23 protein-coding genes and 1 riboswitch are annotated in these 22,181 nt (G+C 72.9%); of the genes, 11 read left to right on the forward strand and 12 right to left on the reverse strand.

The features are described 5' to 3' along the window. The first annotated feature begins 161 nt into the window (after positions 1 to 161). Both OG295_RS24980 and OG295_RS24985 read left to right on the forward strand, forming a co-directional pair. Positions 162 to 1,526 (forward strand): class II 3-deoxy-7-phosphoheptulonate synthase, encoded by a 1,365-nt coding sequence (locus tag OG295_RS24980; RefSeq protein ID WP_371678899.1) that lies wholly within the window; start codon positions 162 to 164, stop codon positions 1,524 to 1,526. A gap of 156 nt (positions 1,527 to 1,682) precedes the next feature. Further along, the gene (locus tag OG295_RS24985; protein WP_371678900.1) at positions 1,683 to 1,970 is read left to right on the forward strand and encodes a bacterioferritin-associated ferredoxin; all 288 of its coding nucleotides are present in this window, start codon (positions 1,683 to 1,685) and stop codon (positions 1,968 to 1,970) included. On the opposite strand, the gene bfr is transcribed toward OG295_RS24985, so the two are convergent. Continuing rightward, positions 1,967 to 2,446 (reverse strand): bacterioferritin, encoded by a 480-nt coding sequence (gene bfr, locus OG295_RS24990; protein ID WP_266838605.1) that lies wholly within the window; start codon positions 2,444 to 2,446, stop codon positions 1,967 to 1,969. The genes OG295_RS24985 and bfr overlap by 4 nt on opposite strands. Positions 2,447 to 2,619: 173 nt before the next feature. Between bfr and OG295_RS24995 the strand changes: the two genes are divergently transcribed. Continuing rightward, on the forward strand, positions 2,620 to 3,252 hold the full coding sequence (locus tag OG295_RS24995) for a sulfite oxidase-like oxidoreductase (protein ID WP_371678901.1): 633 nt from the start codon (positions 2,620 to 2,622) through the stop codon (positions 3,250 to 3,252). Between the two features lie 11 nt (positions 3,253 to 3,263). Here the strand turns inward: OG295_RS24995 and OG295_RS25000 are convergent, their stop codons facing one another. The 6 genes from OG295_RS25000 to thiO form a co-directional block, all read right to left on the reverse strand. Then, the gene (locus tag OG295_RS25000) at positions 3,264 to 3,782 is read right to left on the reverse strand and encodes a DUF4396 domain-containing protein (protein ID WP_371678902.1); all 519 of its coding nucleotides are present in this window, start codon (positions 3,780 to 3,782) and stop codon (positions 3,264 to 3,266) included. 92 nt (positions 3,783 to 3,874) lie between these two features. Continuing rightward, complete coding sequence (locus OG295_RS25005; protein WP_371678903.1) at positions 3,875 to 4,735, reverse strand: deoxyribonuclease IV; 861 nt, start codon at positions 4,733 to 4,735, stop codon at positions 3,875 to 3,877. Between the two features lie 6 nt (positions 4,736 to 4,741). Continuing rightward, positions 4,742 to 6,646, reverse strand: coding sequence for a Stk1 family PASTA domain-containing Ser/Thr kinase (pknB, locus tag OG295_RS25010; RefSeq protein ID WP_371678904.1), 1,905 nt, complete (start codon positions 6,644 to 6,646; stop codon positions 4,742 to 4,744). 233 nt (positions 6,647 to 6,879) lie between these two features. Beyond that, positions 6,880 to 7,674, reverse strand: a complete 795-nt coding sequence (locus OG295_RS25015; RefSeq protein ID WP_371678906.1) for a thiazole synthase — start codon at positions 7,672 to 7,674, stop codon at positions 6,880 to 6,882. A gap of 5 nt (positions 7,675 to 7,679) precedes the next feature. Continuing rightward, the gene (thiS, locus tag OG295_RS25020; protein WP_266838599.1) at positions 7,680 to 7,880 is read right to left on the reverse strand and encodes a sulfur carrier protein ThiS; all 201 of its coding nucleotides are present in this window, start codon (positions 7,878 to 7,880) and stop codon (positions 7,680 to 7,682) included. Continuing rightward, complete coding sequence (thiO, locus tag OG295_RS25025; protein WP_371678907.1) at positions 7,877 to 9,073, reverse strand: glycine oxidase ThiO; 1,197 nt, start codon at positions 9,071 to 9,073, stop codon at positions 7,877 to 7,879. The genes thiS and thiO overlap by 4 nt, the downstream gene beginning before the upstream one ends. After that, a riboswitch (TPP riboswitch) is annotated at positions 9,071 to 9,183 on the reverse strand. (Overlaps the previous gene by 3 nt.) Positions 9,184 to 9,296: 113 nt before the next feature. Between thiO and OG295_RS25030 the strand changes: the two genes are divergently transcribed. The 5 genes from OG295_RS25030 (at position 9,297) to OG295_RS25050 (ending at position 13,749) form a co-directional block, all read left to right on the forward strand. Beyond that, the gene (locus tag OG295_RS25030; RefSeq protein ID WP_371678908.1) at positions 9,297 to 10,529 is read left to right on the forward strand and encodes an NAD(P)/FAD-dependent oxidoreductase; all 1,233 of its coding nucleotides are present in this window, start codon (positions 9,297 to 9,299) and stop codon (positions 10,527 to 10,529) included. A gap of 226 nt (positions 10,530 to 10,755) precedes the next feature. Beyond that, positions 10,756 to 11,121, forward strand: a complete 366-nt coding sequence (locus OG295_RS25035) for an Rv2175c family DNA-binding protein (RefSeq protein ID WP_030227969.1) — start codon at positions 10,756 to 10,758, stop codon at positions 11,119 to 11,121. 68 nt (positions 11,122 to 11,189) lie between these two features. Further along, positions 11,190 to 11,828: a thiamine phosphate synthase gene (gene thiE / locus OG295_RS25040; protein ID WP_371678909.1), complete on the forward strand. Its 639-nt coding sequence runs from the start codon at positions 11,190 to 11,192 to the stop codon at positions 11,826 to 11,828. A 68-nt stretch (positions 11,829 to 11,896) separates the two neighbouring features. Further along, entirely contained in the window at positions 11,897 to 12,811 is a 915-nt protein-coding gene (gene metF / locus OG295_RS25045) for a methylenetetrahydrofolate reductase [NAD(P)H] (RefSeq protein ID WP_371678910.1), read from the forward strand. A gap of 50 nt (positions 12,812 to 12,861) precedes the next feature. Continuing rightward, on the forward strand, positions 12,862 to 13,749 hold the full coding sequence (locus OG295_RS25050) for a hypothetical protein (protein ID WP_371678911.1): 888 nt from the start codon (positions 12,862 to 12,864) through the stop codon (positions 13,747 to 13,749). Between the two features lie 16 nt (positions 13,750 to 13,765). Here OG295_RS25050 and OG295_RS25055 read toward each other — a convergent pair whose 3' ends face one another. The 5 genes from OG295_RS25055 to OG295_RS25075 form a co-directional block, all read right to left on the reverse strand. Next, positions 13,766 to 15,187: a phytoene desaturase family protein gene (locus tag OG295_RS25055; protein ID WP_371678912.1), complete on the reverse strand. Its 1,422-nt coding sequence runs from the start codon at positions 15,185 to 15,187 to the stop codon at positions 13,766 to 13,768. Positions 15,188 to 15,210: 23 nt separating this feature from the next. After that, positions 15,211 to 15,867 carry a DUF4126 domain-containing protein gene (locus tag OG295_RS25060; protein WP_371678913.1) on the reverse strand — a complete coding sequence of 219 codons (657 nt, stop codon included), beginning with the start codon at positions 15,865 to 15,867 and terminating at the stop codon, positions 15,211 to 15,213. A 100-nt stretch (positions 15,868 to 15,967) separates the two neighbouring features. Then, the gene (locus tag OG295_RS25065) at positions 15,968 to 16,369 is read right to left on the reverse strand and encodes a DUF3040 domain-containing protein (RefSeq protein WP_030227982.1); all 402 of its coding nucleotides are present in this window, start codon (positions 16,367 to 16,369) and stop codon (positions 15,968 to 15,970) included. Between the two features lie 294 nt (positions 16,370 to 16,663). Continuing rightward, positions 16,664 to 17,422, reverse strand: coding sequence for a methyltransferase (locus OG295_RS25070; RefSeq protein WP_266838592.1), 759 nt, complete (start codon positions 17,420 to 17,422; stop codon positions 16,664 to 16,666). Between the two features lie 76 nt (positions 17,423 to 17,498). After that, complete coding sequence (locus OG295_RS25075; protein ID WP_371678914.1) at positions 17,499 to 17,981, reverse strand: SAV_6107 family HEPN domain-containing protein; 483 nt, start codon at positions 17,979 to 17,981, stop codon at positions 17,499 to 17,501. Between the two features lie 234 nt (positions 17,982 to 18,215). On the opposite strand from OG295_RS25075, the gene OG295_RS25080 reads away from it, so the two are divergent. Genes OG295_RS25080 through OG295_RS25090 form a run of 3 tightly spaced genes read left to right on the forward strand, consistent with a single transcriptional unit; the run spans position 18,216 to position 22,004 of the window. Next, on the forward strand, positions 18,216 to 19,283 hold the full coding sequence (locus OG295_RS25080; RefSeq protein ID WP_371678915.1) for an ATP-binding cassette domain-containing protein: 1,068 nt from the start codon (positions 18,216 to 18,218) through the stop codon (positions 19,281 to 19,283). After that, a complete protein-coding gene (locus tag OG295_RS25085) occupies positions 19,255 to 21,342 on the forward strand; it encodes a YhgE/Pip family protein (protein WP_371678916.1) in 2,088 nt (695 codons plus the stop codon). The genes OG295_RS25080 and OG295_RS25085 overlap by 29 nt, the downstream gene beginning before the upstream one ends. Before the next feature lie 29 nt (positions 21,343 to 21,371). Further along, positions 21,372 to 22,004 carry a TetR/AcrR family transcriptional regulator gene (locus OG295_RS25090; RefSeq protein ID WP_371678917.1) on the forward strand — a complete coding sequence of 211 codons (633 nt, stop codon included), beginning with the start codon at positions 21,372 to 21,374 and terminating at the stop codon, positions 22,002 to 22,004. The last annotated feature ends 177 nt before the right edge of the window (positions 22,005 to 22,181 follow it).

A 22,181-nucleotide genomic window follows, 5' to 3' on the forward strand; every position in this document is an offset into this window, starting at 1 on the left:
TACATGCGAGGCACCCTAGCCCAAGCGGACGGGATCCCGCTGCATCCGTTCTATACCGACATGTGAACCATGGATTCCGTTCGTTTCCGCGGCCCGTACCTTCGAGCGACACCGTCTCACCAGGTGGGCGTCGGGCCGGACGGGACGTGTGACGCCGTAATGTGTACGGGGTGACCGTGAACGCTGAAACCCAAGCCCCCGCCCATCAGGCGACCTGGCGAGACCTTCCCGCGGCGCAGCAGCCTTCGTACCCCGATGCCGAGGCACTGCGCGCTGTCGTCGCGGACCTCGAGTCGTATCCTCCCCTCGTATTCGCGGGTGAGTGCGATCAGCTGCGCGCCCGTCTGGGAGCCGTCGCCAAGGGCGAGGCGTTCCTGCTCCAGGGCGGCGACTGCGCCGAGGCCTTCGACGCCGTGTCCGCCGACCACATCCGCGCCAAGCTGAAGACGCTGCTCCAGATGAGCGCCGTGTTGACGTACGCGGCCTCCGTGCCCGTCGTCAAGGTCGGCCGCATCGCCGGCCAGTACTCCAAGCCGCGCTCCAAGGACACCGAGACCCGCGACGGCGTCACCCTGCCGACCTACCGCGGTGACTCCGTCAACGGCTTCGCCTTCACCGAAGAGGCCCGGATCCCGGACCCCGAGCGGCTGAAGCGCATGTACCACGCCTCCGCCTCCACGCTGAACCTGGTGCGCGCCTTCACCACCGGTGGCTACGCCGACCTGCGCCAGGTGCACGCCTGGAACCAGGACTTCGTGAAGTCCTCCCCCTCCGGGCAGCGCTACGAGCAGCTCGCGCGGGAGATCGACAACGCGCTGAACTTCATGAAGGCCTGCGGCACCGACCCGGCAGAGTTCAAGGCGGTGGAGTTCTACGCCTCCCACGAGGCGCTGCTCCTCGACTACGAGGGCGCGCTGACCCGTACGGACTCGCGCACCGGCAAGCTCTACGACACCTCGGGCCACATGGTCTGGATCGGTGAGCGCACCCGCCAGCTGGACCACGCGCACATCGAGTTCTGCTCGCAGATCGCCAACCCGATCGGCATCAAGCTCGGCCCCACCACCACGGTGGACGAGGCGCTCACCTACATCGACCGCCTGGACCCCGAGCGCGAGCCCGGCCGGCTGACCTTCGTCGTCCGCATGGGCGCCGACAAGGTCCGCGAAAAGCTCCCGGAGCTGGTCGAGAAGGTCACCGCGTCCGGTGCGACCGTCGCCTGGGTCACCGACCCGATGCACGGCAACACCTTCGAGGCGGCCTCCGGGCACAAGACGCGCCGCTTCGACGACGTGCTCGACGAGGTCAAGGGCTTCTTCGAGGTCCACAAGGCCCTGGGCACCCACCCGGGCGGCATCCACGTCGAGCTCACCGGTGACGACGTCACCGAGTGCGTGGGCGGCGGCGACGAGATCTTCGTCGACGACCTGCACCAGCGCTACGAGACGGCCTGCGACCCGCGCCTCAACCGCAGCCAGTCCCTGGACCTGGCGTTCCTGGTCGCCGAGATGTACCGCGATCAGTAAGTAGCTTCCTACGACGATGGGGCGCGGATCGATGTGATCCGCGCCCCATCGTCGTATCCGGGTCTTTTGGGGGACCTTCGGTTTGGGTACGGTTAGGTAAGCCTCACCGAATGGGGATGGCTCGCAGAACCGTTCCACACCTGGGAGGTGAACCGCGTGTACGTCTGCTCTTGCTTCGGGATCACCGACAAGCAGGTCAAGGAACACGCGGCTGCCGGGGCCTGCACCCCCCGCCAGATCGCCTCGGCCACCAAGGCCGGCACCGACTGCGGCTCCTGTGTGCGCACCATCCAGGGCCTCCTCGGCCGCGGGGCCTGCCCGCGCCGGGAGCTGCTGGAGAAGGGCGACGCGGCGGCGGTCCTGGCGGCCGACGCGCGGCTCGTTCCCGCGATCGCGGCCGGCGCCGAGCCCGCGCCGGAGCCCGCGCTCGCCGAAGCGGCCTAGCTCTCCGGCTGCTCGATCAGCTGGGCGATGTAGAGCGGCTCGCCGATGCTCTCGATGAGCTCCAGCTGGGTGTCGAGGTAGTCGATGTGGTGCTCCTCGTCCTCCAGGATCTCCTCGAAGAGCCGGGCGGACGTGACGTCGCCCTTTCCGCGCATGACCTCGATGCCCCGCTTGAGGCGGTCGATGGCCTCGACCTCGACCTGCCGGTCGGCCTGGAACATCTCCGTGAGCGTCTGGCCGACGCGCACGTGGAAGAGGCGCTGGTAGTTCGGCAGACCGTCGAGCATCAGGATGCGCTCGGTGATCTTGTCCGCGTGCTTCATCTCGTCGATGGATTCGGCGCGCGTGTAGTGGGCGAGCTTCGTCCAGCCCTTGTTGTCCTGGATGCGGTAGTGCAGCCAGTACTGGTTGATGGCCGTGAGCTCGCCGGTCAGCTGCTCGTTGAGAAACTCAAGGACCTCGGGGTCGCCCTGCATCGCAGAGGCTCCTTCCAAGCAATGTCAGCTAGGTGACTGGGCAGGTGCGCGCATCTTTGCACCGCCACCCGGGAGCGTCCAGTAAGTGCCTCCTTAGTGGGAGTTGCTGCGACTTGCCCGGAAAGGGCCGTAGCTGGTCGTGACCACCCCGCCGCGTCTGTCACCATGGAGACATGGGTCAGCCGGAAAGCCGGGAATCTCCGGGAGCAGAGCAGTTCGAGCTCCCCCCGGGGCAGCGGTTGCAGAGGGGCTGGCCGGTCACCCACTACGGTCCCGTGCCCAAGTTCAAGCCGGAGCGCTGGGAGTTCCGCGTCTTCGGCGCCACGGCCGACGGTGAGAAGCACTGCTGGAACCACGAGGACTTCGCGGCCCTGCCGTTCGACTCGGTGGTCGCCGACCTGCACTGCGTCACCAAGTTCAGCATGACGGGCGCCGAATGGGGCGGTGTCATGGCGCGCACCGTGCTGGCCCTGGCCCCGCCGGCGCCGCAGGTCACGCACGTGATGGTGTGGGCCGAGTACGGCTTCAGCTCCAACCTGAGACTGGCCGATTTCGCCTCCGACCGGACCGTCTTCGCCACCCACATGGGCGGCGAACTGCTGACGGCCGAGCACGGTTTCCCGCTCCGGCTCGTGGTCCCGCACCTCTATGCCTGGAAGGGCCCCAAGTGGGTCCGCGGCATCGAGTACATGACCGCGGACCGCCGGGGCTTCTGGGAGGAGCGGGGCTACCACAACATCGGCGACCCCTGGCGCGAGCAGCGCTACTCGTACCAGGAGGAACCGGGCGACGGACCCGAGCTCTAGGCCCCGACGGCCTAGTGGTACCGGTGGACGACCGCGTGGCCCTTGCCGCGGCCGATCATCCACTTGTTGACCGGGGTGGTCACGACGAAGGCCAGCGCGAGGGAGAGGGCGAGCGCGGCCCAGAACAGGGCGTCCGAGAGCTGCGCGTCCATGGCTCCGGGCCACAGGGTGATGACCCCGTTGTCGATCAGCTCCATGACGGCGATCGAAAGGGTGTCCGCGGCCAGCGCCACCCGGACGGCCGAACGGAAGTCCACTCCGGCGGCGAGGACGCCGCGCAGGGTGAGCGCGTAGCCGAAGAAGAACGCGAGGGCGATCGCGAGGACCATCGTCGGAACGTTCCCCCAGCCCAGGGCGGTTCCGATGATCATGCCGAGCACCTCGCCGATGGCGCATCCGGTGAGGCAGTGCAGGGTGGCGCGGGCGGCCATGGCCCAGCCGACGGTCCCGTGGCCGTGGTGGCTGTGCTCCGGGTTGCCGTGCCCGTGGTGCCCGTGTTCGTCTTCGTGGTGGGCGTGTGCCTGGTCCATGACGACCCCCTGGTGGAAACGGCCGGTATACGGTTCTGCCGTTGGACGGAACCGTATACCCCCCTGGGGTATTCCCTCAAGGGATCTTCGGCTCAGTGGGCGCCGCGCAGCTCCTTCAGCAGGGCCACGTCGGCGGCGTGCCCCTCCTTGCCGCCGGGCGTCTCGATGATCAGTGGCACACCCTCCGTCTCGGGGTGCGAGCACAGCTCCGCGAAGGCCTCCCGGCCGATGTGGCCCTGGCCGATGTTGGCGTGCCGGTCCTTGTGCGCGCCGACGCCCTCCTTGGAGTCGTTGGCGTGGATCAGCTTCAGGCGGCCCGGCCCCACCGTGTCCACCAGCAGGTCCAGCGTCTGCTTGGTGCCGCCCGGCTCGGCCAGGTCGTGGCCCGCCGCGAAGATGTGGCAGGTGTCCAGGCAGATGCCGAGCTTGGGGTGGTGGTCGAGCGCCTCGAAGTAGGGCCCGAAGTCCCAGGTCCGGGAGCAGAGCGAGGAACCCTGACCGGCGGTCGACTCCAGCAGCAGGAACGGGTCGTCCTCGTGCGTCAGCTCGTCCAGCAGCGGCAGCATGTACTCCCTGACCTGCGCGTACGCCGCCTCGCGCGGGCGGTCCCCGGTCGCCGAGCCGGTGTGCACGACCACGCCGAGCGCGCCGATCTCCCGGCCCCGGCGCAGCGAGTGGCGCAGCGATTCCACCGACTTCTCCACCGTGGCCCCGTTGTGCGAGCCGAAGTTGATCAGGTACGGGGCGTGGACGTACACCGGGAGGGACTCCTCGGCGCACTGCGCACGGAACAGCTCGTCCTGCGCCGGGTTGCCGGTCGGCGTGGCCCAGCCGCGCGGATTGGCGACGAAGACCTGGAGGGCCTCGGCGCCCATCTCACGGGCGTACGGGAGGCCGACCGAGGCGAGGCCGCCGGCGACGGGGACGTGCCCGCCCACGGGATTGCGCGTCACGGTCCGTCACAGTCCCTTGGTCTTGAGGGTGATGGTGCTGCCCTCGGGGGCGCCCTGGCCGCCGGGCACCGACTGGGTGTCCACGGTGTTGCTGAAGGAGAGGAACGGCCGGTCCACCTTCACCTTGAAGCCCAGGGCCTCCAGGGTCTTGCGGGCCGGGTCCACGTCCTGGTTGGTCACGTCCGGCACCAGGACCTGCCGGGGGCCCTTGGACACGGTCAGCGTGATGGTGTCACCGGCCGCCGCCGAGGCACCCGCGGCGACCGACTGGCCCGCGACCGTGCCGGCGGGGGACGCGGAGTTGACCTGGTCGGGCGCCGTCTGGACCGTCAGCCCGACGGCCTCCAGGGCGGCCCGCGCCTGGTCGAGGGGCTTGCCGGTGACGGGCGGGACCTGCACCGGGCGGCCCTTGCTGACCACCAGCGCGATCGCGGTGTCGGGCGCCCGCTTGTTGCCGCCCGCCGGGCTGGTCTCGATCACCGAGCCCTGCGCCACGTCCTGGCTGAAGGCCTGGGTGACGATGCCGGGCGCCAGGCCCGCCTTCGTCAGCTCCGCCTTGGCCTCCTCCAGCGGCCGGCCCTTCAGGTCGGGGACGCTGACCACCTCGGGGCCGCGGGACACGGTGAGGACGACCGCCCCGTTGCCGCGGATCCGCTGTCCGCCCTCGGGGTCGCTGTTCATGACCGTCCCGCGGTCGAAGGCGTCGCTGAACTTCCGGTCGACCCGCTTCACCCCGAGCCCGGCGGCCGACAGCTGGGAGCGGGCCTGCGCCTCCGTCTTGCCGAGGAGGTTGGGGACCTTGGTGAACTGGCCGGAGTTGATGTACCAGACGCCGGCGCCCAGCCCGAGGGCCAGCAGGATCCCGGCGACGACCAGGAGCGTCCCGCGGCGCGGGCGGCGCGGCGCCGGAGGCGTGTGGGCCGCGGGCGGCTGCGGGCGCTCCAGCCGGGAGGTGTGGTGCACCGGCTGCGGGGCCTCCACGGGGCGGGGGATCACGCTGGTGCGGTCCTCGGTGGCCGCCCGCTCCCCGTCCAGGGCCTGCGGGGGTACGGCGTCCAGTTCGGCGTCGCTGAGCCGCTCCCGCGCCTCCCGGGCCAGCCCGAGCAGGGCCGCGGCGTCGGTGGGACGCAGCTCGGGGGCGCGGGCGGTGGCGTCCGCGACCAGGGCGTCGAGGGCGGCGGGCAGCCCGGGGACGGCGGCCGACGGGGGCGGGACGTCCTCGTGGAGGTGCTGGTAGAGCACCTGGGCGGGGGTGCCGCCTGTGTGCGGCTTGGAGCCGGTGAGCATCTCGTACAGGACGACGCCGCAGGCGTAGACGTCCACCCGGGTGTCGGTGACGCCGTTCTCGATCTGCTCGGGCGCCAGGTAGGAGACGGTGCCGAGGATCGTGCCGGTGGTGTTCGTCGCGGCGTCCACGGAGCGGACGAGACCGAAGTCGGCGACCTTGACGCGGCCGTCGTCGCCGATCAGGACGTTCTCGGGCTTCATGTCCCGGTGGACGAAACCGGCCCGGTGCGCGGTGCCGAGGGCGGCCAGGACCGGCTCGAAGATGTCGAGCGCGGCCCGCGGCTGGAGCGCGCCGCGCTCGCGCAGCACGTCGCGCAGGGTGCAGCCGGACACGTACTCCATGGCGAGGTACGTGTACGGGCCGTCCGTGCCCTGGTCGAAGACGGCGACCACGTTGGGGTGGGCGAGGCGGGCCACGGACTTCGCCTCGCGGATGAAGCGGTCGACGAAGGCGGCGTCGGCGGCGAGCGCCGGATGCATCACCTTCAGCGCGAGCACACGGTCCAGGCGGGTGTCGACGGCCCGGTAGACCGTGGCCATGCCGCCGGCCGCGATGCGGGCGTCGATGCGGTAGCGGCCGTCGAGCACGCGCCCGACGAGGGGGTCTTCCAGGGTCGTATCCACCCGGCGATTCTACGAGCGCCGCGTGGACATCCGGCCAGGGTCCCCGTGCCTTGCAGCGCAGCTGTGACGAGCCCCCCATTTTTCGGGGGGTGGGGCGGGGCGGCCTCTGCCCTGGCCGGGCGGGGTGTGGGTGGGGCCCGCACCCGAACGGTGATCGGAGCAAAATCCAGCCCCGCCGGCGTTTGTACGGCGCCGCCCGCCGAGGCCGAGCCGGGCGGGCGGCGCCGCGAGGGTCAGAAGGCCGGCCGCTCCGGGTCGAGGGCGGCGCGCCCCTCCGCGGGCGAGGACGCCTCGGCGAAGCGGCGCCGGGGGATGCGCCCGGCGCGGAAGGCGAGGCGGCCCGCCGTGACGGCGTCCCGCATGGCGGCCGCCATCAGGACGGGCGCCTGCGCCCGGGTGACCGCCGAGGCCAGCATCACCGCCGCGCAGCCGAGCTCCATCGCCAGGGCGGCGTCGGAGGCCGTGCCGGCCCCGGCGTCCAGGATCACCGGCACCCCGGCCCGCTCCGTGATCAGCTCGAAGTTGTGCGGGTTGCGGATGCCGAGTCCCGAACCGATGGGGGAGCCCAGCGGCATGATCGCCGCGCAGCCCACGTCCTCCAGCTTCCGTGCGAGGACCGGGTCGTCGTTGGTGTACGGCAGGACGGTGAAGCCCTCGTCGACCAGGATCTCGGCGGCGTCCAGCAGCTCGACGCCGTCGGGCAGGAGGGTGCGCTCGTCGGCGACGACCTCCAGCTTGATCCAGTCGGTGCCGAGGGCCTCCCGCGCCAGCCGGGCGGTGAGCACGGCCTCGCCCGCGGTGAAGCAGCCCGCCGTGTTCGGCAGGACCGCGATGCCGAGCCGGCCGAGGACGGACAGGACCGAGCCCTGCACCGTCGGGTCCAGGCGGCGCATGGCCACCGTGGTCAGTTCGGTGCCGGAGGCGATCAGGGACCGTTCGAGGACGTCCAGGCTCGGGGCCCCGCCCGTGCCCATGATCAGGCGGGAGGAGAAGGTCCGTCCGCCGAGGGTGAAGAGGTCGTCGGCCATGGTCCTCAGCCCCCCTGCACGGCGGTGAGGACCTCGACCCGGTCGCCGTCGCCCACCGGGGTGTGCGGCCACTGGCCGCGCGGGACGACGGTCTCGTTGAGGGCCGCGGCGACGCCCTTGGGCGCCCGGGTCAGCGTGGCCACCACCGCGTCGAGGGTGGTGCCGGCCGCGATCTCGCGCGGCTCGCCGTTGACGGAGATGGTCATGCGTAGGACTCCTGACGCGTGGTGGAGAAGCGGCGGGGGCTGAAGGGGCGGGCGACCTCCGGCACGGTGCCGGTGGCCAGCAGCTCCGCCATCACGTCGCCGGTGAGCGGGGTCAGCAGCACCCCGTTGCGGTAGTGGCCGGTGGCCAGGTGCAGCCCGGGCAGGTCGGTCGGGCCCAGCAGCGGCGCGTTGTCGGGGGAGCCGGGGCGCAGTCCGGCCCGGGTCTCGACCAGGGGGAGCTCGGTGATCCCGGGGACCAGCTCGTGGGCGTCGCGCAGCAGCTCGTAGACCCCGCCCGCGGTGACGGTGGTGTCCCAGCCGAGTTCCTCGCTGGTGGCTCCGACGACCAGCTCGCCGTTCTCGCGGGGCACCAGGTAGACGTGGCTGCCGCGCACGACGGCCCGTACGGTCCGGGACAGGAACGGCGCGTACGCCGGCGGCACCGACAGTCGCAGCACCTGGCCCTTCACCGGCCGCACCGGCACCGCCACCTCCGGCGGCACCCCCTCCAGCCGCCCGCTCAGGGAGCCCGCGGCGAGCACGACCTGGTCGGCGCGGAGCTCCGTACCGTCCTCCAGTACGGCGCCCAGCGCGCGGTCGGCCCCGGTCAGCAGCCGGGTGGCGGCCGTCCGGTGGACGCCGACCCCGGCGCGCTCGCAGGCGGCCAGCAGCGCGGCCGCGAGCCGCCGCGGATCCACCTGGTGGTCCCCGTCGACGCGCAGCCCCCCGCGTACCCCCGGGGCCAGCATGGGCTCCAGGCGGCGGCACTCGCGGCCGGTGAGCCACTGTGACTCCAGGCCGCAGCGACGCTGCAGGGCGTGCAGTTCCCGCAGGTGGAGGCGGTCGTCGGCATCGAGGGCGACGGCGAGGGTGCCGCAGGCCCGGTAGCCGATGTCCAGGCCGCCGCTGGCTTCGGCCAGCTCCGCCGCGAACTGCGGATAGCGGGCGGCGGAGGCCACGTTGAGCCCGAGCAGGGTCTCTTCTCCGTAGTGCAGCTCGGTGACGGCGGCGAGCATGCCCGCCGCGACCCGGGCGGCGCCCCCGCCGGGGTCGGGGTCGGCCAGTACGGTGCGCAGTCCGCGCCGGGCCGCCCGCCAGGCGGTGACCAGGCCGATGATCCCGCCCCCGATGACGAGGACGTCGGATCCGGTGGATCCCGCGGTTCCCGCGGATCCCTTCCGAGATGAGTGCATGGGCGTCCAGCCCCTCCCTTCGCCGGCATGACCCGGATCAGGTTCGTACGGTCGGAGGCCGGCCAGCCTCCCTCTCAGCCCGGTGCGCCCGGACTCCCGCGATAGGTACGGTGGCCAGACTAACCCCGGCGGGGGTGCCGGGTAAGGCTGCCTCCCCGGCGCCTCCCCGGTACTTCCACGCCCGCTGTTCCTGACGGACCGTCAGTTCACTAGGGTGGGGCGGGTGAGCGAGCAGACGCAACAGACGAAGCCCGGTGTCGTGATCGTCGGCGCCGGAATGGCCGGCGTGCAGACCGCCGTGGCCCTGCGCGAACAGGGCTTCACCGGCCCCGTGACCCTCCTGGGCGCCGAGCCCCACCAGCCCTACGACCGGCCCCCGCTGTCCAAGGCGGTGCTGCTCGGCAAGGCCGAGGACTCCGCCTTCGACGTGGCCTTCGACGTGGACTTCGAGGAACTCCGCATCGACCTGCGCCTGGGCACCGAGGTCACCGGCGTACGGCCCGCCGCGCACGAGCTCGACACCCCGGCCGGACCCGTCCCCTACGAGGTCCTGGTCCTGGCCACCGGAGCCGAACCGCTGACCCTGCCCGGCTCCGGCGGCGTCCCGGGCGTGCACCTGCTGCGCACCCTCGACGACGCCGCCCGGCTGCGCCCCGTCCTGGCGGCGGCCCCCGACCTCGTGGTCGTCGGGGCCGGCTGGATCGGCGCCGAGTTCGCCACCGCGGCCCGCGGGGCCGGCTGCGCCGTCACGGTGGTCGAGGCCGCGGACCGGGTGCTGGCCGGGGCCCTGCCCGCCGAGGTGGCCGCCCCGATGGCCCGGTGGTACGCCGAGGCCGGAGCCACCCTGATCACCGGCGCCTCCGTGGCCGGCATCGAGGAGGGGCTGGTCCGGCTCGCCGACGGCCGGGAGCTCGCGGCGGGGGCGGTGGTCGTCGGCATCGGCGCCCGGCCCGCGACGGGCTGGCTGGACGGCACCGGGATCGAGCGCGGCCCCGACGGCTCGGTCACCGCCGACGCGTACCTGCGCACCTCGGTGCCCGGGGTGTACGCGGTCGGCGACTGCTCCTCCTTCCCCTCCGCCCGCTACGGGGCCCGGCTGCTGGTCCACCACTGGGACAACGCCCTGCAGGGCCCCCGGGCGGTCGCGGCGAACATCGTCGCGGGGGAGCCCGTCCAGGCCTACGACCCCGTCCCGTACTTCTGGTCCGAGCAGTTCGGCCGCTTCGTGCAGTACGCGGGCCACCACGGCGGCGCCGACACCATGCTCTGGCGGGGCGGCCCCGACGACGCGGGCTGGTCGGTGTGCTGGCTGCGGGAGGGTGCGCTGGTCGCCGTCCTGGCCGTGGGCCGCCCCCGCGACCTCGCGCAGGGGCGCAGGCTGATCGAATCGGCCGTCCCCGTCGACCCGGACAGGGTCGCCGACCCGGACGTCCCGCTGAAGTCCGCCACCGCCTGACGGGGCCCCTCGCGGGCCCGGACGGCCTCCCCGGCGCGCGTTCCCGAACGCCTCCGCCGTCCCTCCACCGCCGCTCCGCCCGATCCCGGCCCGCCGCGCCGGACCCCGTGCGGGGGCCGCGGGGGTTCCTCGCGGGGCCCGCACGGAACCCGTGCCCGGCCCGCCCCGTCCCCGGACGGGGTGGCTCGGGTACCGGCCGTCGGCCCGAGATGGCAGGCTTGTCCCCGTGACCGAGATTGACGCAAAGATCGATGCCCTTGTCCCCGCCTGGCTGTACCTCCCCGACATCGCGGAGATGCTCGACATCGAAGTGACCCGGGTCCGCCAGCTGGTCAAGGAAGGTCAGCTGCTCGCCGTGCGCCGCGGCGAGAACCGTTCCCTCCAGGTGCCCGCCCCCTTCATCGACGGCGACAAGATCGTCAAGGGCCTGGTCGGCCTGCTGACCGTGCTGCGCGACGACGGCTTCTCCGACGAGGAGATCCTGGAGTGGATGTTCACCGCTGACCCCACCCTGCCGGGCACCCCCGCTCAGGCGCTGAGCGAGAATCGCGGCACGGAGGTGAAGCGACGCGCCCAGGCGCTCGCCCTCTGACCGGCTGATCCACAGGCGTGCGGGCCCGCGGCCGGGCCCGCACGCCGTCACCACACGGGGGTACACCCATGCAGCAGCTGTCCGACGCCCGGCTCTACCTGTGCACGGACGCCCGCAAGCGGCAGGGAGACCTCCCCGAGTTCCTCGACGCGGCCCTGTCCGGCGGCGTCGACATCGTCCAGCTCCGCGACAAGGGCATGGAAGCGGGCGAGGAGCTCGAACACCTCCGGGTCTTCGCCGAGGCCGCCCGCCGCCACGGCAAGCTCCTCGCCGTCAACGACCGCGCCGACGTCGCCCACGCCATCGGCACCGACGTCCTGCACCTCGGCCAGGGGGACATCCCCGTCCCCGCCGCCCGCGCCATCCTCGGCGAGCGCGTCCTGATCGGCCGCTCCTGCCACGCCGAGTCCGAGGTCGACGCCGCCGTCGCCGAGCCCGGCGTGGACTACTTCTGCACCGGCCCCTGCTGGCCCACCCCCACCAAGCCCGGCCGCCACGCCCCCGGCCTCGACCTCGTCCGGTACACGGCCTCCCTCGGCCAGGACCGCCCCTGGTTCGCCATCGGCGGCATCGACGGCACCAACCTGGACGAGGTGCTGGACGCCGGAGCCACCCGCGTCGTGGTCGTCCGCGCCATCACCGAGGCGGCCGATCCCCACGCCGCCGCCCACGAACTCTCCAAGCGGATCCGCGCCCGACTGGGCTAGTGTCCAAAAACGTGTCCAATGGATGGACACCGCTTCGGAGTCCGCGAGCGCGCGTCTAACCTGCCGGTATGGCCTTTGGTACCGCTTCCACCTGGTCGGACCGTGCGCACACGGTCCGCGACCTCCTCGCGTCCGGGCGCTCGTACTCCTTCGAGTTCTGGGCCCCGAAGACCGAGAAGGGCGAGCGCAACCTCTGGAACGCCCTCCGCCGCATCGAGGCGGTCTCCCCGAGCTTCGTCTCGGTCACCTACGGAGCCGGCGGCTCCACCCGGGGCGGCACCGTCCGCGCCACCGAGCAGATCGCCGCCGACACCACCCTGACCCCCGTCGCGCACCTGACCGCCGTCGACCACTCCGTCGCCGAGCTGCGCCACGTCATCGGCCAGTTCGCGGACGCCGGCATCCGCAACATGCTCGCCCTGCGCGGCGACCCGCCGGGCGACCCCATGGGTCCCTGGGTCAAGCACCCCGAGGGCGTGGACTACGCCGCCGACCTGGTGCGCCTGCTCAAGGAGTCCGGCGACTTCTGCGTGGGCGTCGCGGCCTTCCCCGAGATGCACCCCCGTTCGGAGGACTGGGACACGGACATCCGGCACTTCGTGGACAAGTGCCGTGCGGGCGCCGACTACGCCATCACCCAGATGTTCTTCGATCCCGAGAATTATCTGCGGCTGCGCGACAGCGCCGCCAAGGCGGGCTGCGAGACCCCGATCATCCCCGAGGTCATGCCTGTTGTGGGCATCAAGCAGCTCGACCGGCTGCCGCAACTGAGCACCGCGGTCTTCCCCGCGGATGTGAAAGAGCGCATGCTCGCCGTCAAGGACGATCCGGCCGCTGTACGCTCCATTGGCATCGAGTTCGCCACGGAGTTCTGCGCGCGGCTGCTGTCCGAGGGTGTCCCGGGGCTGCACTTCATCACGCTGAACAATTCCACGGCGACTCTCGAAATCTACGAGAACCTGGGCCTGCACCAGCGGGCCTGAGCGGCCGTCCCCCGTTCCCGCGCCGACGGCCGTACCGAGAGGGGCCTTGCATGGGAATGACGGTCCTCTACATCGCGTTCGGCATCGTCGCGTTGTGGCTGCTAGCCGAGGTCCTGATGCAGTACAAGGCCCGGCTCCGCTGGCGCCTGCTCGCCTTCGCGGGGTTCCTCGGCGTGGTGGCCGGGGTGGTACTGCCCTCCGTCCTGGTGATCGCCGCGGGCGCGACCGCCTTCGCCGTCGGCCAGACCCTGGTGACGCTGTCCTTCCGCAAGGGCTTCGTGGCCGGCTGGGCGCTGCGCCGCGGCGGTGAGCCCGTACGGCAGCAACGCGGCAGGCGCCGGAGCGGCGGCGCGCCGCGCCCGGCACCGGAGCTCAAGGTCAGCGACCTGGAGTACGGGTCCCAGGACCCGGACGGCACCTCCGCGGACGCGGGCCCCGGCCCCGGCGACGAGGTGTTCACCCCGCAGCCGGTGCCCGAGGAGACGGGCTCGTACGGGATACAGAGTTTCGCCCCGGACCGGCCGGACGCCACCGCTCCGTTCGCCTCGCCCTTCACCGGCGCCGAACAGGACGCCCACCAGTACGCGGCCTCCTACGACCCCGGGCAGGGCCAGGGCGGTTACGACTACACCGGCTACCCGGCGGGCGAACAGCAGGTCTACGCCGCCTACTCGGACCCGTACATCGGCACCGGCGGCGCGGTGACCCCGCCGGCCCCCGACAACTACCCCGACTACACGGCCTACACCGCCTACCCGGCGTACTCCGACCCCGCGCAGCAGTACTCCACGGACACCCCGCCCGGCGGGGTCTGGGTGCCGCAGCAGCGCGCCACGGACAACCAGCAGCCCTACCCGGAGCAGGACCCGCAGGGCTACCCGTACCAGAACAACGGCAACCCTCACGGCAACGGCGACCAGGGGCAGTACCGCTACTGACGCCGCGCTCCGGGGCTCACTGGGAGCCCCGGAACTCCGCCCCCTCCACGATCAGCCCGGCCACCAGGGCCCCGGTCATCCCGGCGTGCGCCAGCCCGCCGCCGGGGTGGGCCCAGCCGCCGGCCAGGTACAGCCCCGGCAGGGCCGTCGTGTTCGCCGGGTACAGCAGCCGCCCGCCGGCTCCGGCGAGGGCGGGCGGGGGCACCGAACCGCCGAGCGCGCCGGTGGCCGCCTCCACGTCCTTCGGGGTGCGCACCCGCATCCACAGCATCCGTGAGCGCAGCCCCGGCACGGCCCGCGCGGCGAGGTCCAGCAGCTCCTCGGGGTCCGGGACCGGCGCCCCGCCCGCGGGGCCGCACACGGCGGTCACCGTGACCGCCTCGTGGTCGGCGTCGGGCCGGGTGGCCGGGTCGTCCGGGCGCAGCACGGTCACGTCCAGCCCGGGGGAGTGCACCAGGGTGCGGTGCACGGCGTCGGCCGGGCGGGAGCCGCGCAGGGCCAGCAGCAGGGTCAGCCGCGCGGGCACCCCGTCCCCGCGGGCCGGAGCCCCGCCGTGCGGCCAGGACACGGACTTGGCCGGCAGCCGCCGCGGGTCGATCCCGCAGACGACGGAGTCGGCGGGCGCCTCGGTGCCGTCGCCCAGCAGCACCCCGGCCGCCCGGCCGCCCCGCGCCAGGACCTCACGCACCGGGGTGGCGAAGGCGAAGGTGACCTTCCGCTCCAGGCAGCGCTCGTACACCGCGGTGGCCAGCTCCCGCATGCCGCCCCGGACGTACCAGCTGCCGAAGGTCTGCTCCATGTACGGCAGCGCGGCCGCCGAGGCGGGAGCGGCGTCCGGGTCCAGCCCGTACGCCCGCACCCGGCCGGCCAGCAGCTCCCCGAGGTGGCCGCCCAGCTCGCGCGAGGCCACCTCCGCCAGCGAGGGCGGGCGGCGGCGCAGCAGGCCGCTCCCGCGGAGCGCCGGGTAGGGGTCGCGGCCCAGGACCTGCCAGTCGGGGCGCAGCGGCTCCTCCAGCAGGGGGCGCCGGGTGGCGTCCCAGGTGTCGCGGGCGCGCCCCAGGACCGCGTTCCAGCGCTCGCCCGCGCCCTTGCCGAAGGCCCCGTCGAGGGCGGCCGCGACCCCGCCGCGCGAGGCGCCCGGCAGGGTGACGGTGGTGTCGCCCAGGACGTGGCGGACGGCCGGGTCCAGCTGGACCATGTCGACCAGGTCCTCCAGGGGCCGCTTGCCGGTTTTCACGAACAGGTCGCGGTAGACGGCGGGCAGGTGCAGCAGCCCGGGGCCGGTGTCGAAGGAGAAGCCGTCCTGCTCGTACCGGCCCACCGATCCGCCGTAGGAGTCCCCCCGCTCGTACACCGTCACCTGGTGCCCCGCCACGGCCAGCCGGGCCGCCGTCGCCATCGCGCCCATGCCGGCGCCGATCACCGCAATTCTCGCCATGCGGCTGAGCCTATCGAGCGAGGTCAGGGGGGCGGACCGGTGGTGCCCCCGGCGCCGGGCGGGTGGGTGCCGGCGGCCGCGCGGACCTCGGCCCCCAGGCGCTTCTCCTCCCGGCGCCGGGCACGGCGGCGGCGGAAGCGGCGGATGCGGCTCCACAGGTAGACCACGAGGGCCAGGCCCAGGGCGAGCAGGACGGCGGCGATCACGGCGGCGGCCTGCGGGTTGAACATGGCGAAGGTGACCAGGCCGGCCACCCCGAGGTCCTCGGCGGTGCTGACCGCGATGTTGCTGAAGGGCTCCGGCGAGGTGTTGACCGCCATCCGGGTCCCGGCCTTGACGAAATGGCTGGCCAGGGCGGTGGAGCCGCCGATCGCCCCGGCTGCGATGTCGGTGAGGGAGCCGCTCTGCCCGGCCAGCAGGGCGCCGACCACGGCACCCGCGAGCGGCCGGATCACGGTGTGGACGGTGTCCCAGAGGGAGTCCACGTACGGGATCTTGTCGGCCACCACCTCGCAGAGGAAGAGCACGCCCGCGACGATCAGGACGTCGGTGCGCTGGAGCGAGGCCGGGACCTCGTCGGTCAGGCCGGTCGCGCCGAAGACGCCGAGCAGGAGGACCACGGCGTAGGCGTTGATCCCGCTGGCCCAGCCGCTGGTGAAGACCAAGGGGAGCACACTCACACGGGCATCATGCCGCAGGACGGGCGGCCCGGTGGGCGAAAGGGGTGAGGGGACCGCCGCCTCGGGGCGGCCGTCCCCTCACGATGCTGTGCGTGCGGGGCTACTGCCCCTGTTCGTCACGGCGGCGCTGCCACCGTTCCTCGATGCGGTGCATCATCGACCGACGCTGGCGGTTCTGGCCGCGGGCCGATCCGCCGGTACTGCCGGAGACGGGCTGCTCGCCGGGCTTGGGTGCCTTGCGCCAACCGGTGACCACGAGGACCGTACAGGCCAGCATGACGAGGAATCCCACCACGCTGATCCAGAGCACTTCCTGCCAGATCACACCGGTCATGAGGAGCGCGATACCCACCACAATGCCTGCGACTGCCTGGTAGACCCGTCGCCGGGTGTACGTGCGCAGTCCACTACCCTCAAGCGCTGTCGCGAACTTGGGGTCTTCGGCGTACAGCGCTCGCTCCATCTGCTCGAGCATTCGCTGCTCGTGCTCCGAGAGCGGCACGGGAGTCCTCCTCATCCGTCGGTCGCGGGGGGTAGCGACCAGGGGTCCCCTTCAGGATAGGCGGGGAATCGCCCCCGTGATACCCGCCCTCTACGCCACATTCTGACAACCGCTGAGCCAACGAAAACGCGGTGGCGCTGAAGCGATGCGTCAAACGTACCGTCGCCAGCGCGGTCACTGAGGCGCTTATTCCCCAATGAGTTCTCCGCCATGCCGAACGGTGTCTCCGATCATACGGGGCGGAGCGCCGGTTCGGAGGGTGTGCGGCCGAGCCCGTTCGCGCAAGGCCGCAGATCAGGCGGGCTTCTCTCCCAGGACGTGCAGCTGGGTGGCGACCGCGTGGAAGGCGGGCAGCTCGGCGGCGGCCTCCTCCAGTCGCAGCAGCGCCTCCACCGCTCCGGGCTCGGTGTCGACCAGGACGCCGGGCACCAGGTCGGCGAAGATCCGCACTCCGTGGACCGAGCCGACCTCCAGGCCGGCCCCGCTGACGAGCTCGCTGAGCTGCTCGGCGGTGAAGCGGCGCGGGACGGGGTCGCCGGAGCCCCAGCGTCCGGCCGGGTCGGTCAGGGCGGTGCGGGCCTCGGTGAAGTGGCCGGCCAGGGCGCGGGCGAGGACGGCCCCGCCGAGCCCGGCGCCGAGGAGGCTGAGGATGCCGCCGGGGCGCAGGGCCGCGACCGTGTTGGCCACGCCCTCGGCCGGGTCGTCCACGTACTCCAGCACCCCGTGGCAGACCACCACGTCGTACGCGTCCCGCTCGACGACGTCCAGGAGGCCCTGGGCGTCGCCCTGGACGCCCCGCACCAGGTCGGCCACGCCGGCCTCGGCGACCCGGCGCTCCAGCCCGAACAGGGCGTTCGGGCTGGGGTCGACCACGGTCACCCGGTGGCCGAGGCGGGCCAGCGGCACGGCGAACTTTCCGGTGCCGCCACCGGTGTCCAGCACGTCCAGCACGTCCCGCCCGGTCGCCTTCGCCCGGCGGTCGAGGGCCTCCTTGAGGACCTCCCACACCACGGCGGTGCGGAGGGAGGCGCGGGGGCGGGAAGTGTCCGACACGGCTGATGGCTCCTCGGCGCGTAAGGGTGGGCGAGCGGTGCGTGCCCCACCCTATTGCCTCGGCCGACCGGGCAGGTCATCCCGCGTGGGGACGCTCCGGCCGGGGCTGCGGGAGGGGCTGCGCCGGGGGCTGGAGCGCGAGCATCCGCTCCACCAGCCGCAGGAACATCCCGGCCTCCCGTACGAGGTCGTCCGCGTCCCGGGAGGTCGCCGCGTCCGGTATCCCCGCCTCGGCACGGGCCCGTCGGGCCGCGCCGGAGGCGAACAGGGCGCTCCACTCGGTCAGTTCCGGCGCTATCTCCGGGAGCACCTCCCACGCGCTGCGGATCCTGGGCCGCCGCCTCGGTCCGGCCGGCTCCGGGCGTCCGCGCGCGGCCAGTACGGCCGCGGCGGCGCGCAGCGCGGCCAGGTGGGCGGTGGCGTACCGCTCGTTGGGCCGGGGCAGCAGGGCCGCCTCGGCCAGGCCGCCGTGGGCCTTGGCGAGCAGGTCCAGGGCGGCCGGTGGTGCGGCGGCCCTGCGCGGGACGGGGTGGACAGGGGACGGGGACGGTGTGGCCATGACGAACCTCCTGTCGTTGCGTGGTGCTCGGCGGTGGTGCGGGCGGCCGTGCTCGCGCGCGTGGCCGTGGATCCATCGTGACGTCCCCCACTGACAATCGCGCTGACCTGCGCCTTCTCCTCCGGTCCGACCCGAGGCCCCCCTCGGGGTGCGGCCGTTGGTCGCGGACCTGATAGTTTTTGAACTGACCGGTCAGTTCAAAAGCTTCGACGGATTCGACAGAAAGGGGACGGCGTGGACAGCCCGCACGGCGCGGCCGTCAAGGCCGAGGCCTTCGGACTCAAGGGCCCGCGCGGCTGGGTCTTCCGGGGCGTGGACCTCGACGCGGCGCCCGGTTCGCTGATCGCGCTCGAAGGCCCCTCCGGCAGCGGCCGGACCTGCCTGCTCCTCGCCCTCACCGGGCGGATGAAGCCCACCGAGGGCCACGCCGAGATCGGCCGCCACCGGCTGCCGAAGAAGATGGCCGCGGTCCGCCGGATCTCCGCCCTCGGCCCGGTCCCCGGGGTCAACGACCTCGACCAGGCCCTCACCGTCGCCGAGCAACTGCGCGAGGGAGCCCTGCTCCAGCGCCGCTACGAAGGCCCCGTGCGGGCCCTGCTGCGCCCGCGCGGGGAGCGCCGCGCCTCCACCGAGGCCCGCATCGCCGCCGTCCTGGCCGCCGTCGGACTGGACCCGGCCACCCTGCCCAAGGGGCCGCGGACCTCCGTGCGCGATCTGGAGCGGCTGGAGAGCGTACGGCTCTCGCTGGCCGTCGCCCTGCTCGCCGGCCCCCGGCTGCTGGCCCTGGACGACCTCGACCTCAAGCTCTCGGACGCCGAACGGGCCGAGGCCTGGGCCCTGCTGCGCTCCATCGCGGACCGGGGGACCACCGTCCTCGCGGTGTGCAGCGAGGCCCCGGAGGGAGTCACGGTGCTCCGTACGGTCGCCCCCGGGGCGCCCGCCGAGGCCGCCGCCCCCACGGTGCCCGCCCGCCCGGCCGTCGCCCGCGACGCCGGTCCGAAGATCACCTGGGGCCTGTCCGGCGGCCCCGCGTCCCCCGCGGCCCCCGCGGCCGCGGACGCCGCCGCCGGTCCGGCCCCGGACAACGACACGGACGGCACGACGGACGGCACGACGGACGGCGAGCCCGGAACCGGCGAGGACGGCGGGACCCCGGACGCCTCGGCCACCGGGAAGACCACCGTCGGGAAGCCCGCCACCGCCGGGAAGCCCGCCACCGGCAAGCAGCCCACCACCAAGACCACCGACGACGAAGACCCGAAGGGGGCGGACGATGCGCTCGCCGAAACTGGCCGCGCTTGAGCTGAAGCGGTTCGGGCGGGGGAAGCTGCCCCGGGCCGCTCTCGTCGCGCTGCTCCTCCTGCCGCTCCTCTACGGCGCCCTGTACCTCTGGTCGTTCTGGGACCCGTACAGCCGTCTCGACAAGGTGCCCGTCGCCCTCGTCAACGCGGACCAGGGCACCACCGTGGACGGCAAGCACCTCGACGCCGGCGGTGAGATCACCAAGAAGCTGCACGACAGCAAGACCTTCGACTGGCACGAGGTCAGCCAGGCCGAGGCGGCCAAGGGCCTGGAGAACGGGAAGTACTACCTCTCCCTCACCATGCCCGCCGACTTCAGCGCGAAGATCGCCTCCAGCGGCGGCGCCGACCCCACCACCAGTGCCCTCCAGGTCCGCACGAACGACGCCAACAACTACATCGTCGGCTCGATCTCCCGCACCGTCTTCTCGGAGGTCCGCTCGGCGGCCTCCACCAACGCCTCCCGCGGCTTCCTCGACAAGATCTTCGTCTCGTTCTCCGACCTGCACGACAAGACCGCCGAGGCCGCCGACGGCGCCGACAAGCTCAAGGACGGCGCGGGCAGGGCCCAGCAGGGCGCGAAGGAACTCGCCGACGGACTCGACACGGCCAAGGAGAAGAACGGCGAGCTCACGGCCGGACTGAAGAAGCTCAACTCGGCCGCCGGCCAGCTGGAGACCGGCACGAAGGACATCGCCGACGGCACCCAGCTCCTCGCCGACAAGGTCAACGGCGCCGCCGAGAAGGCCCGCCCGTTCGTCAAGGACCCCAAGAACCTCGCGGACACCGCCAAGCTGGTCGCCGACACCGCCCAGGTGACGAACAAGCACCTCGACAAGTTCGCCGAGAAGGCCCCGGCCGCCGCCTCGATCACCAAACAGGTCGCCTCCCTCGCCGACAGCAACTACACGCAGTACTGCGCCGTCCCCAACGCCCAGCTGCCCGCGGGCTTCTGCGAGCGGCAGAAGAAGATCAAGGACGACGCCGCCCAGGCCGCCCTGCTCTCCGGGGACGTCAACACCCTCGTCGGCAACAGCAACGGCGACATCACCAAGCTCCGCAACCAGCTGAGCGACCTGGAGACCAAGGCCCGCGAGCTCGTCGCCAAGGCCCCCGGCCTCTCCTCGGACCTCGAAGGGGCCGTCGCCAAGGTCAACGCCCTCAACACCGGCGCGCACAAGGTCGCCGACGGCATGGTCCAGTTGCACACCGGCATCGGCACGGCCGCCGGCGGCTCCGGAGCCCTCGGCGAGGGCGTCGGCAAGCTCGGCGACGGCGCGCACAGCCTGAACGGCGGCATGTTCAAGCTCGTCGACGGCACCGGCGAACTCGCCGGCGGCCTGCACGACGGCGTCGGCAAGATCCCCGACTACGACCAGCATCAGCGCGACGCCCGCACCGAGGTCATGGCCGACCCGGTGAAGCTCGCCAACCAGTCCCTGCACAAGGCGCCCAACTACGGCACCGGCTTCGCCCCGTACTTCATCCCGCTCTCCCTCTGGGTCGGCGCGATGGTCGCCTACATGCTGATCGCCCCGCTCAACAAGCGGGCCCTGGCCGCCGGCGCCTCGCCCTGGCGGATCGCCCTCGCGGGCTGGCTGCCCGTGGCGGGCCTCGGCGCCGCACAGGTGGGCGCGCTGATGTCGGTGCTCCACTGGGGCCTCGGCCTGGAGATGGCCCGCCCGGCCCTCACCATCGGCTTCCTGTTCCTGGTCACCGGCTGCTTCGCGGCGATCGTGCAGTGGCTCAACGCCAAGTTCGGCGCGGCCGGCCGGATCCTGGTGCTGGCCGTCCTGATGCTCCAGCTGACCTCGGCCGGCGGCACCTACCCCGTCCAGACCAGTCCGGGCTTCTTCAACGCCATCCACCCGTACCTGCCGATGTCGTACATCGTCGAGAGCCTGCGCCGCCTCATCACCGGCGGCGACCTCGCCCCGGTGTGGCAGGGCTGCGGGGTCCTGGTGGCCTTCACCGTGGGCGCCCTGGCGCTCACCGCGCTCGCCGCCCGCGGCAAGCAGGTGTGGACGATGGACCGGCTGCACCCGGAACTGAGCCTGTAGGGGGCTGTTGACCTGTGAGAATCAGCGCCATGGAAAGCAGCAGCACCGGTACGGGCACCGGCGGCGCACGCCGCCAGGCCACCCGGCAGAAGCTCTACGAAGCCGCCGTCACGCTCATCGCCGAACAAGGTTTCTCCGCGACCACGGTCGACGAGATCGCCGAGCGGGCCGGCGTGGCCAAGGGCACCGTCTACTACAACTTCGCGAGCAAGACCGAGCTCTTCGAGGAGCTGCTGCGGCACGGGGTCGGTCTGCTGACCGCCTCGCTGCGCACCGCGGCCCAGGAGACCGAGGCGCGCGGCGGCAGCCGGATCGAGGCCCTCGACGCCATGATCCGGGCGGGACTGGTCTTCATCGACCGCTACCCGGCCTTCACCCAGCTCTACGTCGCCGAGCTATGGCGCACCAACCGGGCCTGGCAGTCCACCCTGATGGTGGTCCGCCAGGAGGCCGTGGCCGTGGTGGAGACGGTGCTGCGCGAGGGCGTCGAGCGGGGGGAGCTCAGCGCCGAGATCGACGTGCCGCTGACGGCCGCCGCGCTGGTCGGCATGGTGCTGGTGGCCGCGCTGGACTGGCAGGCCTTCCAGAGCGAGCGGTCGCTGGACGACGTCCACTCGGCGCTGTCGCTGCTGCTGCGGGGCCGGGTCAGCGGGAGCCGCTGACCCCCGGTCGGCGGTGCCCTCCGGGGACCGGGGCGGCGTAGAACTGAGTATCCGTACCTAGGGGCACAGATGAGTACGCGTACGGATGGCTCCCACCTGCGCGGACAGCAGACTGGGGGCATCGGACGGGGCGCACGGCCCGCACCGCGGACACGGGGCCGCGGAGCGGACCGGGGC

It is taken from the genome of Streptomyces sp. NBC_01276, from assembly GCF_041435355.1.
Lineage (GTDB): Bacteria > Actinomycetota > Actinomycetes > Streptomycetales > Streptomycetaceae > Streptomyces.

Bases quoted from the DNA above. Each gene is read 5' to 3' on its own strand.
- bfr (WP_266838605.1), bottom strand. From the start codon at position 2,446: ATGCAGGGCGACCCCGAGGTCCTTGAGTTTCTCAACGAGCAGCTGACC.
- OG295_RS24995 (WP_371678901.1), top strand. From the start codon at position 2,620: ATGGGTCAGCCGGAAAGCCGGGAATCTCCGGGAGCAGAGCAGTTCGAG.
- OG295_RS25000 (WP_371678902.1), bottom strand. From the start codon at position 3,782: ATGGACCAGGCACACGCCCACCACGAAGACGAACACGGGCACCACGGG.
- OG295_RS25015 (WP_371678906.1), bottom strand. From the start codon at position 7,674: ATGGCCGACGACCTCTTCACCCTCGGCGGACGGACCTTCTCCTCCCGC.
- thiS (WP_266838599.1), bottom strand. From the start codon at position 7,880: ATGACCATCTCCGTCAACGGCGAGCCGCGCGAGATCGCGGCCGGCACC.
- thiO (WP_371678907.1), bottom strand. From the start codon at position 9,073: ATGCACTCATCTCGGAAGGGATCCGCGGGAACCGCGGGATCCACCGGA.
- thiE (WP_371678909.1), top strand. From the start codon at position 11,190: ATGCAGCAGCTGTCCGACGCCCGGCTCTACCTGTGCACGGACGCCCGC.
- metF (WP_371678910.1), top strand. From the start codon at position 11,897: ATGGCCTTTGGTACCGCTTCCACCTGGTCGGACCGTGCGCACACGGTC.
- OG295_RS25050 (WP_371678911.1), top strand. From the start codon at position 12,862: ATGGGAATGACGGTCCTCTACATCGCGTTCGGCATCGTCGCGTTGTGG.
- OG295_RS25055 (WP_371678912.1), bottom strand. From the start codon at position 15,187: ATGGCGAGAATTGCGGTGATCGGCGCCGGCATGGGCGCGATGGCGACG.
- OG295_RS25075 (WP_371678914.1), bottom strand. From the start codon at position 17,981: ATGGCCACACCGTCCCCGTCCCCTGTCCACCCCGTCCCGCGCAGGGCC.
- OG295_RS25085 (WP_371678916.1), top strand. From the start codon at position 19,255: ATGCGCTCGCCGAAACTGGCCGCGCTTGAGCTGAAGCGGTTCGGGCGG.
- OG295_RS25090 (WP_371678917.1), top strand. From the start codon at position 21,372: ATGGAAAGCAGCAGCACCGGTACGGGCACCGGCGGCGCACGCCGCCAG.